This window comes from Pseudomonas sp. IPO3778 (assembly GCF_013386825.1).
GTDB lineage: Bacteria > Pseudomonadota > Gammaproteobacteria > Pseudomonadales > Pseudomonadaceae > Aquipseudomonas.
Map to the genome: position 1 here is coordinate 1 of NZ_JACARC010000053.1, position 13,678 is coordinate 13,678.

The 13,678-nt window shown below is 61.4% G+C and carries 11 protein-coding genes; 3 read left to right on the forward strand and 8 right to left on the reverse strand.

Translation table 11 applies throughout. From position 1 onward, the window contains the following. Window positions 1-67 precede the first annotated feature (67 nt). Window positions 68-958 (reverse strand): LysR family transcriptional regulator, encoded by an 891-nt coding sequence (locus HX855_RS26560; protein WP_177089953.1) that lies wholly within the window; start codon window positions 956-958, stop codon window positions 68-70. A gap of 101 nt (window positions 959-1,059) precedes the next feature. Between HX855_RS26560 and HX855_RS26565 the strand changes: the two genes are divergently transcribed. The 3 genes from HX855_RS26565 to HX855_RS26575 all read left to right on the forward strand — a co-directional run bounded on the left by HX855_RS26565 (window position 1,060) and on the right by HX855_RS26575 (window position 5,124). Continuing rightward, entirely contained in the window at window positions 1,060-2,475 is a 1,416-nt protein-coding gene (locus HX855_RS26565) for an aldehyde dehydrogenase family protein (RefSeq protein ID WP_177089952.1), read from the forward strand. 196 nt (window positions 2,476-2,671) lie between these two features. Further along, window positions 2,672-4,564 carry a penicillin-binding protein 2 gene (mrdA, locus tag HX855_RS26570; protein WP_177089951.1) on the forward strand — a complete coding sequence of 631 codons (1,893 nt, stop codon included), beginning with the start codon at window positions 2,672-2,674 and terminating at the stop codon, window positions 4,562-4,564. 92 nt (window positions 4,565-4,656) lie between these two features. Then, a complete protein-coding gene (locus tag HX855_RS26575; RefSeq protein ID WP_177089950.1) occupies window positions 4,657-5,124 on the forward strand; it encodes an SRPBCC family protein in 468 nt (155 codons plus the stop codon). Window positions 5,125-5,145: 21 nt separating this feature from the next. Here the strand turns inward: HX855_RS26575 and HX855_RS26580 are convergent, their stop codons facing one another. The 7 genes from HX855_RS26580 to HX855_RS26610 all read right to left on the reverse strand — a co-directional run bounded on the left by HX855_RS26580 (window position 5,146) and on the right by HX855_RS26610 (window position 13,603). Continuing rightward, window positions 5,146-5,733, reverse strand: coding sequence for a hypothetical protein (locus tag HX855_RS26580; RefSeq protein WP_177089949.1), 588 nt, complete (start codon window positions 5,731-5,733; stop codon window positions 5,146-5,148). Between the two features lie 79 nt (window positions 5,734-5,812). Beyond that, window positions 5,813-6,784: a cyclase family protein gene (locus HX855_RS26585; RefSeq protein ID WP_177089948.1), complete on the reverse strand. Its 972-nt coding sequence runs from the start codon at window positions 6,782-6,784 to the stop codon at window positions 5,813-5,815. 27 nt (window positions 6,785-6,811) lie between these two features. Beyond that, complete coding sequence (locus tag HX855_RS26590; RefSeq protein ID WP_177089947.1) at window positions 6,812-7,570, reverse strand: SDR family oxidoreductase; 759 nt, start codon at window positions 7,568-7,570, stop codon at window positions 6,812-6,814. A 32-nt stretch (window positions 7,571-7,602) separates the two neighbouring features. After that, the gene (locus HX855_RS26595; protein WP_177089946.1) at window positions 7,603-9,051 is read right to left on the reverse strand and encodes an aldehyde dehydrogenase family protein; all 1,449 of its coding nucleotides are present in this window, start codon (window positions 9,049-9,051) and stop codon (window positions 7,603-7,605) included. A 2-nt stretch (window positions 9,052-9,053) separates the two neighbouring features. After that, window positions 9,054-10,160 carry a tartrate dehydrogenase gene (locus HX855_RS26600; protein WP_169389222.1) on the reverse strand — a complete coding sequence of 369 codons (1,107 nt, stop codon included), beginning with the start codon at window positions 10,158-10,160 and terminating at the stop codon, window positions 9,054-9,056. 120 nt (window positions 10,161-10,280) lie between these two features. Next, the gene (locus tag HX855_RS26605) at window positions 10,281-11,162 is read right to left on the reverse strand and encodes a LysR family transcriptional regulator (protein WP_177089945.1); all 882 of its coding nucleotides are present in this window, start codon (window positions 11,160-11,162) and stop codon (window positions 10,281-10,283) included. Between the two features lie 194 nt (window positions 11,163-11,356). Then, the gene (locus tag HX855_RS26610) at window positions 11,357-13,603 is read right to left on the reverse strand and encodes a TonB-dependent siderophore receptor (RefSeq protein ID WP_177089944.1); all 2,247 of its coding nucleotides are present in this window, start codon (window positions 13,601-13,603) and stop codon (window positions 11,357-11,359) included. Window positions 13,604-13,678: the final 75 nt, after the last annotated feature.

The following is a 13,678-nucleotide window of genomic DNA, read 5'->3' on the forward strand; positions in this document are numbered from 1 at the left end:
CGCGATCAGGGGTTTTGTTTTTGGCGGTCGGAAAGTATCGGCGGGCCACCTTCCAGCCCTAAGCCGTTTAAACCCCTTGCTCCCTGATCAACTCAATCAGAGCCCTTAACCCGGCCGGCACATGGCGCCTGCCTGGATAATAGAGGCGCAGACAGTCAAAAGACGGTGTCCATTCCTCCAGGACGCGCACCAACGTCCCCTTCGCCAAATCCGCAGCTGCGTTCCATTCCGTAAGGTAGGTTAGACCCATTCCCGCCCTGGCGGCCTCAAGCATCAGCGTTGGATTATCCAGGGTCAAAGCACCTTGCACCTCTACGGCAAGCGCTTCGCCCCGTCGCTCAAACTCCCAATGATAGATCGCACCGCTGGGCATCCGGCTACGGATACATTGGTGGGCCCGCAGATCCATAGGGCTGACGGGAATAGAGTGACTGGCAAAATAGTCCGGGCTGCCCACTACCGCAAAACGCTGGGTCGGGCTGATATCAACTGCAATCATGTCTTGAGGAACGGTATTACCCAGCCGTATCCCAGCATCAAACCCCTGCGCAACGATATCCACCAAGCGCCCCTCAGTGACGATATCCAGTTTCATCCGTGGATAACGCCGCAGGTATTCCAACAGCAATGGCATTACCTGCTTTGCCGCTCCCGCCGAGGTATTCAGGCGTAAGGTACCGCTGGGTTCCGCGCTGCGGTTTCCCGCCTGTTCCAAGGCCGTTCGGATGCTCAACAATGCCGGGGTAATGGTCTGGACAAACTCTGCGCCCACCTCAGATAACGACACACTGCGCGTGGTGCGATTGAACAGCCTTACCCCCATCCGCGCTTCAAGCCCTGCGATAGAGTGGCTCAACGCCGACGTCGACACATTCAACTCGGTCGCTGCAGCACGAAAACTGCGATGTCGCGCCACGGCCAACACGGCTTCCAGCTCATTCAGTCCGGATGTATTCATTGTCCTGGATCGCTCATCAACTCATGCCGATTTGTGCGGCTTATCAGCTCAATCATAGTGATTTACCGTAAGACGCACTAGCTCAGCGTCCCGGAGGACTTATGCACCACATCAACCAGATTTACATCAACGGCGCCTTTGTGACGCCCCAAGGCAAAGAGCTTTTTGATCTGTTCAACCCCACTACAGGCCAGCGTATCGGCCAGGTTCAATTGGCAAATGAACAGGACGCAGTCACGGCTATCGCTGCGGCCAAGGGCGCCTTTGCCGAGTTCTCCCGAAGCTCGAAAGATGCCCGTATCGGCTATCTCAAGCGCATGCACGCCGCCGTTGAAGGCGTCGAAGACGAACTCACCCAGGCAATCATCGAGGAATATGGCGCCCCAATTTCCCGCGCACGCTGGATGGCCAAACACGCCGCCAGCGTCCTGCAGGATGCTGCTTCAGTACTTCAGAGCTACAAATTCTCCCGGCGTATCGGTATCGCCGAGGTGGTCATGCAGCCCTTGGGCGTGGCCGGGTTGATCACTCCCTGGAACAGCAACGCGGGTTTTATTTGCGGCAAGCTCGCTGCGGCGTTGGCCGCGGGCTGTACTGCAGTGATCAAACCCAGCGAGATGAGCGCAATCCAGACCGCTATAGTGACCCGTGCGCTCCATGACGCGGGTTTACCTCCTGGCGTGTTCAATATCATCACTGGCCGTGGCGAAACCGTAGGCGCGGTGTTGAGCGCCCATCCAGATATCGCAAAAGTCTCCTTCACCGGATCAACCGCTGTGGGCAAAACGATCTTGCGTACCGGCGCCGACACCCTGAAGCGCGTCACCCTGGAGTTGGGCGGTAAATCACCGGTGCTGATCCTCGATGATGCGGACCTCAAGACGGCCATCCCCCTGGCGCTCCAGGCCGGCTTCATGAACAGCGGCCAGGCCTGCATTGCCGGTACACGAATCCTGGTCCCTGAAAGTCGCCTGGCTGAAGTCGAAGCGCTGATGATCAAGGAGGCAGCCGACGTACACGCCGGGGACCCGCGTGACCCAGCCACCGCAGTCGGTCCCATGGTCAGTCATAAACAATGGGAGCGCGTACAGCGCTACATTCAGATAGGGATCGAAGAGGGCGCTCATCTATTAGCGGGCGGCCCCGGTTTGCCTGAGGGCATCAACGCGGGCTGGTTCGTAAGGCCGACCGTATTCAGCCGTGTGACCAACCAAATGACGATTGCCCGCGAGGAGATTTTCGGCCCGGTACTCTCGATCATTACCTACACAACCGAGGAAGAGGCACTGGCTATCGCCAACGACACACCCTACGGCCTCCAGGCGTACATCCTGTCATCGAATCCCGAACGCGCTCACCGGTTAGCCAGCCACATCGACGCAGGCCGCGTTCTGATCAATACCTTGGCCCATGAGCCGCTTGCACCGTTTGGCGGTTTCAAGCAATCGGGTATTGGCCGTGAGTACGGCACATTCGGCCTTGAAGCCTTTCTGGAGCCCAAGTCGATCCTAAGCTGATTTCTCAGCATAAAAACGCATGAATAAGGTCAGCGGCCCAAACCAAAGTGCATGAAGACGCCCTATAAGCACACCGTTCAGGGAAATCGATGCAAAGTGTTTCTGCATTTTTGGTATGGTGCAGCACATTTTCACAGGGACTGGTTTCTCCTCCGCAGGAAGCGGCGTCGACCTTATTCAACGAGATGCTGTAGAAATGCCTGAACCGATACCGATCAAGGATCACGAAAAAGAAAACCGCCTGGTTAACAAGCGGCTGCTGGCCTGTGCACTGCTGGTCATTGGCATCACATGCGCCCTGGTAGGCCGGATGTACTTCCTGCAGGTGGTGCAGTATGACTATCACTCCACGATTTCCGAAAACAATCGCGTCCACGTCTTACCCATTACACCGACGCGTGGCCTGATCTATGACCGCAACGGCGTAGTACTTGCCGACAACCGTCCCAGCTACAACCTGATCATCACCCGTGAGCGCACCACCGACCTCAAGGGTGAGTTGGACGCGATTGTCAGCCTCCTGCATCTGCCCGCCGAAGACCGCGGCGTGTTTGATAAAGCGCTCAAGCAGGCGCGTCATCCCTTTGTGCCCGTTACGCTGTTTTATGAGCTGACCGAAGAACAGATCGCCTTGCTGGCCGTCAACGAATTCCGCCTGCCAGGCGTGGATGTTGAGCCGCAATTCGTCCGTCATTACCCCTTCGGTGCACACTTTGCCCACTCCATTGGTTACGTCGGCCGGATCAACGAAAAAGAATCCAAGGCCCTCGACTCGGTGGAATACCGGGGCACGCAGTCCATCGGTAAAACCGGTATCGAGCGTTTCTATGAGTCGGAGTTGCATGGTCACGTCGGCTATGAAGAAGTCGAAACCAATGCCCAGGGCCGCGTACTGCGGGTGCTGAAGCACACCGACCCGATCCCTGGGAAAAATATCGTGCTGAGCCTGGACGTTAAACTCCAGGAGGCCGCGGAAGACGCCCTTGGTGATCGGCGCGGCTCGGTGGTGGCCCTGGACCCGGCCACCGGCGAAGTGCTGGCGATGGTCAGCAAGCCGAGCTTCGACCCGAACCTGTTCGTCACCGGCATCAGCTTCAAGGAATACGCCGCGCTTCACGACTCCCTCGACCGGCCACTGTTCAACCGCGTGCTGCGCGGGCTCTACGCACCGGGCTCGACGATCAAGCCGGAAGTGGCCATCGCCGGTCTCGACAGCGGCGTGGTCACCGCCCAAACCCGTGTGTTCGACCCCGGTTACTACCAACTCCCCGACTTTGACCACAAATACCGCAACTGGAACCACAGCGGCGACGGTTGGGTGGACATGGACGCGGCGATCATGCGCTCCAACGACACCTACTTCTATGACCTGGCCCACAAGCTGGGCATCGACCGCCTCCACGATTACCTGGCCGAGTTCGGCCTTGGCCAGAAAGTCTCCCTGGACATGTTCGAAGAGTCGGCCGGCTTGATGCCCTCCCAGGCCTGGAAGCGTGCCACCCGGCGCCAACCGTGGTTCCCGGGTGAAACCGTGATCCTCGGCATCGGCCAGGGCTATATGCAGGTCACCCCGTTGCAGCTGGCCCAGGCCACTGCGCTGATCGCCAACAAAGGCGTGTGGAACCGCCCGCACCTGGCCAAGACCATCAATGGCGTGCCACCGGTGGATGAAAACCCGATGCCCAATGTGGTCCTCAAGGACCCGCGTGATTGGGAGCAGGTCAACCACGGCATGCAACTGGTGATGCACGACCCGCGCGGTATCGCCCGGGCGGCAGCCGTCGGCGCGCAATACCGGATTGCCGGCAAGAGTGGTACCGCCCAGGTTGTGGCGATCAAGCAGGGCGAGCGCTACAACCGCCTCAAGACCCTGGAGCGCAACCGTGACAACGCCTTGTTCGTCGGTTTTGCCCCGGCGGAGCACCCGCGGATCGTGATTTCAGTCATGATCGAAAACGGCGAGGCCGGTGGCCGCGTGGCAGGTCCGGTGGTGCGCCAGATCATGGACGCCTGGCTGCTCGATCAGGAAGGCCACTTGAAGCCGCAATACGCGACCCCCAGCAAGGCTCCGGGTGATCCCCACGTTTAAGGCTACGCGGGCATGACGTGAGTCATGCCCTATCCCTTCTTAAAGGTTGCGCATTGGTCGATGTCGCCTACTGTCAATACAGGAGGTGTCTCATGCACGAATCAAATGAAATCAAACGTAAAGTCCTGCTCAACGCTCCACGTCAACGCGTCTGGGAAGCACTGACCGACGCCGAGCAATTCGGCAGCTGGTTTGGCATCGCCCTCAAGGGCAAGCAGTTTGCCCCGGGCCGGGCCATTGAAGCCCAGATCACTTACCCGGGTTACGAGCATGTGGTGTGGAAGGCGAAAATCGAGCGCCTTGAACCACAAACGCAGTTCTCGTTCAGCTGGCATCCCTACGCCGTAGACAAGGAGGTGGACTACGAGGCGGAAACCCCGACCCTGGTGGAATTCACCCTTGAGGATCACGCCGAAGGCATCTTGTTGCGGGTGGTGGAGTCCGGGTTTGACGCGATCCCGCAGGCTCGCCGCCAGAAGGCCTACAAGAAGAACTCCCGAGGCTGGGATGATCAGATGAACAACATCGAAGACTATTTGGCGAAATCCCATCAGCCTTGAGCTGATGGGACGCCACAGTCATCAGCCCTCGTGGGCGGTGCTGATTTCCAGGGTGTCGGTGTAGGTCACCAACACGCTTTGGCCGACCTTGAGGTCTTTGAGGCCGGCGCGGATTTCCGGTTTCTCCACGGTCAGCACTTTACTCAGGCCCGCTGGATTTTCCAGGGTTACCTGGTTTTTCTTCAGGTCGATGTGGGTGATCTTCAACTGCACCTGTACCTGGCGGAAAGCCGCGCCGCCGGGGTTCGGGTTATCCGCGGTGGCGCGCAGCACGCCGCCTTTCTCGGTGGCGTCCGGTGCGCTTTTGTCGATGTCGGTGTCCAGCACGGCGGCGACCGAGTGGGTCACCAGCACTTTGACCTGATCGCCTACCTTGAGATTGCCCAGGTCCTTGGCCTGATCGCTGAGCTGCACATGCACCTCGCGGCCTTCGGCGCCCTGGAGCACCACCTGATGGCTGGCGGCATCTACTTTAAGCACCTTGGTGGTCACCTCATCGGCTTCCAGGGACTTGGACAGTGGGATATCGGCGGCATGTGCCGTCAAGGCGCCGGCGGACAGCAGGGTTGCCAGGGCAATTGCCTGGCGAAGAGGGCGAAATACGTTCATTGAATGGACTTCCATGTAAGAGGAGTCCTGAGTCTAGTGGCGAGTTTGGGATTCGCAAATTCGCCACTGGAGTGAACGGCTACTTGATCACCACCGGATTTACCGGCGCGCCACTGCCCCCGACAATCTTCAGCGGGGCGGCGGTGTAGAGGAATTTCCACTGGCCGTCGTCCGCGCAATCGGCGGCCAGTTCCTCCAGCAATACGATTTCGGTGAAGGCGATCCCCAGGTTGCGCATCAGCGCGCAATGCAGCGGAATCTGCACCCCGGACACCGGGTCGGTGATCACTTCGTTGGCGATGGTGTCGGTCACCAGGTTGGGGATTTCCATCGCGTGGAACCACTCCACCAGCTCCCGGCTATAGGTCAGCCCCGGCTCCATCAGGTCCTTGAAGAACTCGGTCTTGCCCAGTTCATAAAACGCCCCCATGGAACCGGTGCGGATAATCAGGATGTCGCGCTTTTCAATGGTCACGCCCTGGGCTTTGGCGGCGTCGAGCAGGTCCAGGTGGTTGAAGGTTTCGCCACGGCCCAGGCACTTCTTGCCGCGATAACGGGCCATGTCGATCAGCACGGCGCGACCCACCACACCCCGCTCGGCGATGGCCAATACACTGGCCTTGGCCATGCCGCCGACCGTGGTGTTGGCGTCGTAGCCGTTCCACAGTTGATTGTCGTACCAGGCGTGCCCGAGGGCGTCGTACTGGGTCGAGCCTTGCAGTTGCATGAAGATCACGTCGTCGGAGTACGCCGCGCCACCGGTCATGTGGGGCTGTTTGCCGAAGTGGTAGTGGCTGTGGTCCAGGGTGTTGAAGCGCATCGACGGGTTGCGTGCCGGCCACATCGGGTCGCCGTCGGGGTGGCCGATCTGCACTTGCAGGGTAAAGGTCTTGCCCTGGCGCACCGAGGCGACTCCGCGCAGTACTTCGGCTTCAGTCAGGTAATTGAGGGCGCCGACTTCGTCGTCCGGTCCCCATTTACCCCAGTTCTTTGGCAGGCCTTCAAGCAATTGTTTAGTGTTCGGTTCGTTCTTGTTATGAAGATCACACATAGCAATTCCGGTCCCTGTGAGAGTGAGTTACACGCAGCGCCCGCCATCGACTTCAAGGCAGGTGCCGGTAATGAACGCCGCTTCGTCCGACGCCAGGTACAGGCAGGCGTTGGCCACGTCTTGCGGGGTGGAAAAGCGCCCCAGGGGAATGGTTGCCATGAACTTCTGGCGGTTTTCCGGGGTGTCGGGCACGCCCATGAATTCGCTGAGCAATGCCGTGGCCCCCACCACCGGGTTCACGCAGTTGACGCGGATATTGTCCGGCCCCAACTCTGCCGCCATGGTCTTGCTCATGACCACCACTGCGCCCTTGCTGCCGTTATACCAGACCAGTCCCGGACGCGGACGGATCGCCGCCGTCGAGGCAATGTTGACGAACACACCGGCGCCCTGACCGCGAAAGTGCGGCACAAAATGCTTGGCGCTCAAGAAGATGCTTTTGACGTTGACCGCAAACACCCGATCGAACTCGGCCTCGTCGACCTCCAGCATCGGCCGGTTGCGGTGGGTGGTGCCGGCGTTGTTGATCACGATATCCAGGCCGCCAAACTGTTCCAGGGTGCCGCGCAGCAGGGCGCCCATGCTTTCATCGTTGGCCACGTTGACCTCGATAAAATGCGCATGGCCGCCACTTTCGGCGATTTCATTGACCACCCGCTGGCCGCCGACCGCGTTCATATCGGCGACGATGACTTTGGCGCCCTGGCGGGCAAAGGTCTTGGCGATGCCTTCACCAAAACCCGAACCGGCGCCGGTGACGATCGCAATTTTATTGGCTAAACGCATGGTGTGTTCTCCGTTCTTGTTGTTGTGAGGAATCAACCGTGTTTGATCGCAATGGTCTTCAAGGTGGTAAAGCCCAGCAGCGCCTCGAAGCCCTTTTCCCTGCCATAACCGCTGGCCTTTACCCCGCCAAATGGCAGTTCAACGCCGCCACCGGCGCCGTAGTTATTGATAAACACCTGGCCGCAGCGCAGCTTGCGGGCCAGGCGCATTTGGCGGGCGCCGTCGCGGGTCCATACGCCGGCCACCAGGCCGAACTCGGTGCCGTTGGCCAGGCGGATCGCTTCGGCTTCATCGTCGAAGGGCATGACCGCCAGCACCGGGCCGAAGACCTCCTGTTGCGCCAGGCGGCTGTCTGGTGGCACATCGCGAAACAGCACCGCTTCCTGGAAATACCCGCCGCTGCCGGCCTCGGGCACCACCGTGCCGCGCGCGGCGACGGTGATCCCGGCCTGTTCGGCTTCGCGAACAAACTCCCGCACCTGGCGTTGCTGCTTCTGGTTGATCAGCGGGCCCATGTCCAGGTCCAGCGCCGAAGGCCCGGCGCGCAGCTCGGAAAAACGCTGGCTGAGGCGGGCCAGCAGGGGTTCGTAAATGCTGCGTTCCACCAGCAAGCGGCTGCCGGCGGAGCAGGTTTGCCCGCAGTTCTGCACGATGGCGTTCACCAGCACCGGCAGCGCTTCATCCAGGTCGGCATCGGCGAACACCAGTTGCGGCGACTTGCCGCCCAGTTCCAGGGTCACCGGGCAGTGGCGTTCGGCGGCGGCTTTCGACACTGCCGTGCCGGTGGCGGTGGAGCCGGTGAACGAGATGTGATCGATGCCCGGGTGCGCGCATAACGCCGCACCCGCTTCGTAGCCATAACCGGTGACCACATTGATCGCCCCGGCCGGAAAACCCACCTCGGTGGCAATTTCCGCCAGGCGCAGCAACGACAGGCTGGCATCTTCCGCCGGCTTGACCACGCACGCATTGCCCGCCGCCAACGCCGCGCCGACGCTGCGCCCGAAAATCTGCATCGGGTAATTCCACGGGATGATATGCCCGGTCACGCCGTGGGGCTCGCGCACCGTCAGCACCGTGTAGCCGGCCTGATAGGGCAGGGTTTCGCCGTGCAACTTGTCGGCAGCCCCGGCGTAGTACTCGAAATAGCGGGCGAGGGCGGTGGCATCGGCCCGGGCAACTTTCAGCGCCTTGCCCGTGTCCCGCGCTTCGATCTGCGCCAGCTCTTCATGATGGTCCAGCACCGCCACGCCGAGCTTGGCCAGCAGGCGACTGCGCTCCACGGCAGACAATTTTCCCCACGGTCCATCGAAGGTTTCCCCCAGCGCCTCACGCGCGGCGCTGATCGCCGCATCCATATCGGCGGCCGTACCTCGGGCAATGCTCGAATAGGTGTCGCCGGTGCTCGGGTCGATCACCGGAATGTCTTCCCGCGAGGTCGAGGCCTGCCATTGGTTGGCGATGTAATGTGCGTTGGTCATGTTCAGCTCCTGTTCCCTGCGACGCATTCGGCGATGGCGCGGCCCACTTCGACGGTGCTGGCGCTGCCGCCCATTTCCCGGGTGCGCGGGCCTTCGGCAAGCACCGTTTCGATGGCGGACACGATGGCCGCCGCGGCTTCCTGATAAAGCGGATCACCGTCACCCAGGTGCTCGATCATCAGTGCGGCCGACCAGATCTGCCCGATGGGATTGGCGACGCCGAGCCCGGCAATGTCCGGCGCCGAGCCGTGCACCGGTTCAAACAAAGACGGGTAGCGCCGCTCCGGGTTGAGGTTGGCCGACGGCGCAATGCCGATGGTGCCGGTGCACGCCGGGCCGAGGTCGGACAGGATGTCGCCAAACAGGTTGGAGGCCACCACCACATCGAACCAGTCGGGATGCTGCACGAAGTGCGCACACAGAATGTCGATGTGGAACTTGGCGGTTTTTACGTCCGGGTAGCGCCGGGCAATCTCGTTCACCCGCTCGTCCCAGAACGGCATGGTGATCGAGATGCCATTGGATTTGGTCGCCGCCACCAGGTTTTTCCGGGGCCGTTGTTGCGCCAGTTTGAAGGCGTAGTCCACCACGCGGTCCACGCCTTCCCGGGAGAAGATCGATTCTTGCACCGCGATTTCCCGCGAGGTGCCTTCCCACATACGCCCACCGACGCTGGAGTATTCGCCTTCGGTGTTTTCCCGCACCACGATAAAGTCGATGTCCCCCGGCACGCGGCCGGCCAGCGGGCAGGGCACGCCGGGCATCAGGCGCACCGGGCGGATATTCACGTACTGGTCGAACTGGCGGCGGATCTTCAGCAGCGACTCCCACACCGCGGTGTGGTCGGCAATGATGTCTGGCGCGCCGACGGCACCGAAGAAGATCGCGTCATGGCTGCCGATCTGCTCGGCCCAGTCATCGGGCATCATCGTGCCGTGGGCCAGGTAGTGCTCGCTGCACCAGGCAAAGTGGTCGAAGTGGAAGTGAATACCGAAGCGCCGGCTGACGGCGTCCAGTACCCGCAGGCCTTCGGGCACCACTTCGCGGCCGATGCCGTCGCCGGGAATCACGGCGATGCGGTGGGTGGAGCGGGTGGGGGATTGGGACACGCCGTGTCTCCTGTGTTGTTTTTATAGGAAGGTCTGGCGGGGGCATTCTTGGCACAGCTGCGGCAACAGGGGAATTGCTTATTGTGGAATCGGCCTTCGCAAAATTCGAAGGCCGAAGGTTTACGCCGGGTTGGCGCAGAGGTAGTCGAACAGCGCCAGGCTGGTCAGTGAAGGCTGTTCCTTGCGCATGCACAGGTACATCTGCCGGTCGGCCCAGCTGTCGTCGATTTCGATAAAGCGCAAGGCCATCTCCTTGCGGAAAATCTGCACCGCGCCCTGTGGCAACACGCCCACGCCCTGGCCGGCGGCGATCAGCCGGCACACCGCCTCGAAACTGCGCACCTGCATCCGCAGCCGCAACGGCATGCCGATCGCGGCGGCGGCTTCGGTAATCAGCGGGGTGATGGCGGCGTTGTCTTCCAGGCCGACGAAGTCATAGCCGAGCAACGCTTCAAAGCGCGCGTGGCGCATTTTCAGTGGGTGGTCGTTGGGTACGATCAGGCACAGGCGGTCCTGGCAGTAGGGTTCAAAGCGCAGCTCTTCACTGGGCCGGGTGGTGACGATGCCCACATCCGCCACGCCGTCGCGCACCGCCTGGAGAATTTCCCGGCTGCGCTCTTCGCGAATGTCCAGACGGATGCCCGGGTGCAAGGTGTTCCACTGGGTCAGTTGGCGCGGCAGTTCCTGGCTCATCGCCGAACTGTTGGCGTACAGGCACACCCGTCCGGTGGCGCCCTTGGCGTAGTCGGCGAGGTCGGCGTGCATGCCGTCCACCGCCCGCAGGATCGACTGCGCATGCTGGGCCAACACCTCCCCGGCCGCCGTCGGTGAAACGCCAGTGGAGGTGCGGGTCAGCAGGGCGACCTTGAAGTGCTGCTCCAGCAGCGACAGGCGTCGGCTGGCGGCAGAGAGGGAGAGATGGGATTGCTCGGCCGCCCGGGACAGATTGCCCAGCTTGACCGCCTTGAGGAACAGCTCGATGGAAGTGAGGTCAGGGGACATGCCGGGGTCCTTGTGCGCAGTGGGTGAAAAACTACGCAGTTGGCACGCGGCTGTCCAATATCCGGCCAAACAAAAGGGCTGAAAGCAGATCTGCTTTTCTGTAGGAGTTGGCTTGCCTGCGATAGCATCACCGAGGTGCATCTGACACACCGAGGTGCCTGCATCGCAGGCAAGCCAGCTCCCACATCGATTGGTTAGAAGTCGATGCTGGCCGACAACTTGGCCACGCGCGGGTCGCCTTGGGTCAGGTAGCCGCCGAGTGCCGATTCCCAGTATTTGGTATTGGCGACGTTCTCCACAGTGGCGCCCAGGGTGACGTCACGCTGATCCACCTTGAAGGTGTAGCGGGCGCCCACGTCGAAGCGGTTCCAGGCGGGCAGGCTGAGGTTGTTGGCCTGGTCTGCGTATTGGCCACCGGTGCGCAGCATGCGGCCGTCAACGGTCACGCCTTGCAGGCCGGGTACATCCCAGTCCACGCCTGCGTTGAGTTGGAAGCTGGGTACGCCGACGGCGCGGTTGCCGTCGTTTGCGCCGTTCTGGGTGCCTTTGAGTTCGGTGTGAATAAGGGTGGCGCCGCCCAGCAAGCGCAGGCCTGCAATGGGTTCGCCGAAGACGTTGAGTTCTACGCCTTTGTTGATTTGGTCGCCCTGGCGAAAGTAAGTCGCGACGGGGTTGCCGAGTGCGTCGACGCCGGTCACCTGGGAATAGCCATCACTTGGCTGCTCGATTCGGTAGACACCCAGCGTGGCGCCGTAGGTGCCCATGTCGACTTTGACCCCGGCTTCGCTCTGTTTGGAGCGAGCCGGTGCAAAGGCCTGGTTCCCGTTGATTACCTGGGCGGTGCCAAAGGTGGTTGGCGCGGTCGGCCCCTGTGCCAAACCTTCAATATGGTTGGCATAGAACGACACATGGTCCCACGGCTTGAACACCAGGCCATACACCGGCGTGGTGATCGACTTGTCGTAATCGGCGGTGCGTGGCCCCGACCCGTAGGCATACCCTTGAACCACCAGTTCCTGGCGGCGCAAACCGGCGGTCACCAGCACGCGATCATCCATAAAGCCCAGGGTGTCGGAGATCGCCGCACTGCGGGCGAAGGTTTTGGCGGTGATGCCCGGGTCGTTCAAGTCGCCGCCCACCGAGCCGCCCTTGACCGGCTCGGCAACGTCCACCGGGTTATAGATATTGCTGGCGTGGCCGGTGAAGTCGAAGTCATAGGCGTTGCGCGTCTGGGCCCAGATTCCGGTCAGCCCGAGGTTCAGCTTGTGGCTGACCGAGCCGGTCTGGAACTTGCCGTTCAGGCCCGCCATCAGGCTGGTGTTGTCTTCCTGGTGGGCGATGCGCGAGCCGGCGACGGTGGCGTTGCCCAGGGTGTCATTAAGGGTGACGGACGAGTAGCGGCCGATTTCGTTGGTGTGCTTGGCGCCGCCGGCGATGTAGGCCGTCCAAGTGTCGTTCAGGTCGTATTCGGCGCGCAGCATGCCGAAGGTGTCTTCCAGGCTGCTGGTGCCCCAGCTCGGCGCGTAGTTGGTGTCGGCCGAAGGCGCGTTGGGGATATGGGTCAGGTTCTGGCCCAGCAACACGGTATTCCGGCCGCCATTGATCTGCTGTTTGGAGTAGACAAAATCCCCCGACAAACGCAGCGCATCACCGCGATAGTCCAGGCCAACCGCAAACAGCTTCGAGCGCTGGCTTTCATCATCAATGCCGGTATCGCCTTCACGCTGGGAAATATTCACCCGCGCGCCAAAGCGATTGTCTTCACCAAAACGCTGGCCGATATCCAGGTGCTCGCCAACCCGGCCATCGCTGCTGATGTCGGTGCTGAAGCGGCGCAACGGTACATCATCGGCGCGTTTGGGTTGCAGGTTCACACCGCCGCCAATCCCGGAGCCGCCGGGCGTCACGCCGTTGATAAAGGCGTTGGGGCCCTTGAACACTTCAACCCGTTCCAGGGCGTCGGTGGACATGATCTGGCGCGGCAGGATGCCGTACAGCCCGTTAAACGAAATGTCATCGCCGTTGAGCGGCAGGCCACGGATCACAAAGGCCTGGGCCTGGTTGGCATAGCCCGACGCCTGGCGCACGGACGAATCGTTGAGCAGCACATCGCCGACGTTTTCGGCCTGCTGGTCACGGATCAGTTTTTCGGTGTAGGACGACATGCTGAAGGGCACGTCCATGATGTCCTGATTACCCAGCACCCCCAGTTGCCCGCCGCGAGCGACCTGGCCGCCGGCATACACCGGGGGCAGGGCGTTAGGCGTAACCGCGTCGGCGCTGATGGTGGTGGCACCCAATTCCAGCGCCTTGCCGTCCTGACGGTTGTTCGCATCCTGCGGAGCTTCTGGGGTGGCGGCGTGAGCGACGAGGCTCAGGGAGCAGCAAAGGGCGAGCAGGGTAGGGCGAAACGGCACAGCCAAACGGGTGGAAGTGGGCATGGTCGATCCTGACGGCGAACCGTCACTGTGAGGAAAAGGGCAACAACGTTGCGCGTCCTCGCTGCGCGGATACGA

Bases quoted from the DNA above. Each gene is read 5' to 3' on its own strand.
- HX855_RS26585 (WP_177089948.1), bottom strand. From the start codon at position 6,784: ATGTGTGATCTTCATAACAAGAACGAACCGAACACTAAACAATTGCTT.
- HX855_RS26560 (WP_177089953.1), bottom strand. From the start codon at position 958: ATGAATACATCCGGACTGAATGAGCTGGAAGCCGTGTTGGCCGTGGCG.
- HX855_RS26575 (WP_177089950.1), top strand. From the start codon at position 4,657: ATGCACGAATCAAATGAAATCAAACGTAAAGTCCTGCTCAACGCTCCA.
- HX855_RS26590 (WP_177089947.1), bottom strand. From the start codon at position 7,570: ATGCGTTTAGCCAATAAAATTGCGATCGTCACCGGCGCCGGTTCGGGT.
- HX855_RS26605 (WP_177089945.1), bottom strand. From the start codon at position 11,162: ATGTCCCCTGACCTCACTTCCATCGAGCTGTTCCTCAAGGCGGTCAAG.
- HX855_RS26580 (WP_177089949.1), bottom strand. From the start codon at position 5,733: ATGAACGTATTTCGCCCTCTTCGCCAGGCAATTGCCCTGGCAACCCTG.
- HX855_RS26595 (WP_177089946.1), bottom strand. From the start codon at position 9,051: ATGACCAACGCACATTACATCGCCAACCAATGGCAGGCCTCGACCTCG.
- HX855_RS26565 (WP_177089952.1), top strand. From the start codon at position 1,060: ATGCACCACATCAACCAGATTTACATCAACGGCGCCTTTGTGACGCCC.
- mrdA (WP_177089951.1), top strand. From the start codon at position 2,672: ATGCCTGAACCGATACCGATCAAGGATCACGAAAAAGAAAACCGCCTG.
- HX855_RS26610 (WP_177089944.1), bottom strand. From the start codon at position 13,603: ATGCCCACTTCCACCCGTTTGGCTGTGCCGTTTCGCCCTACCCTGCTC.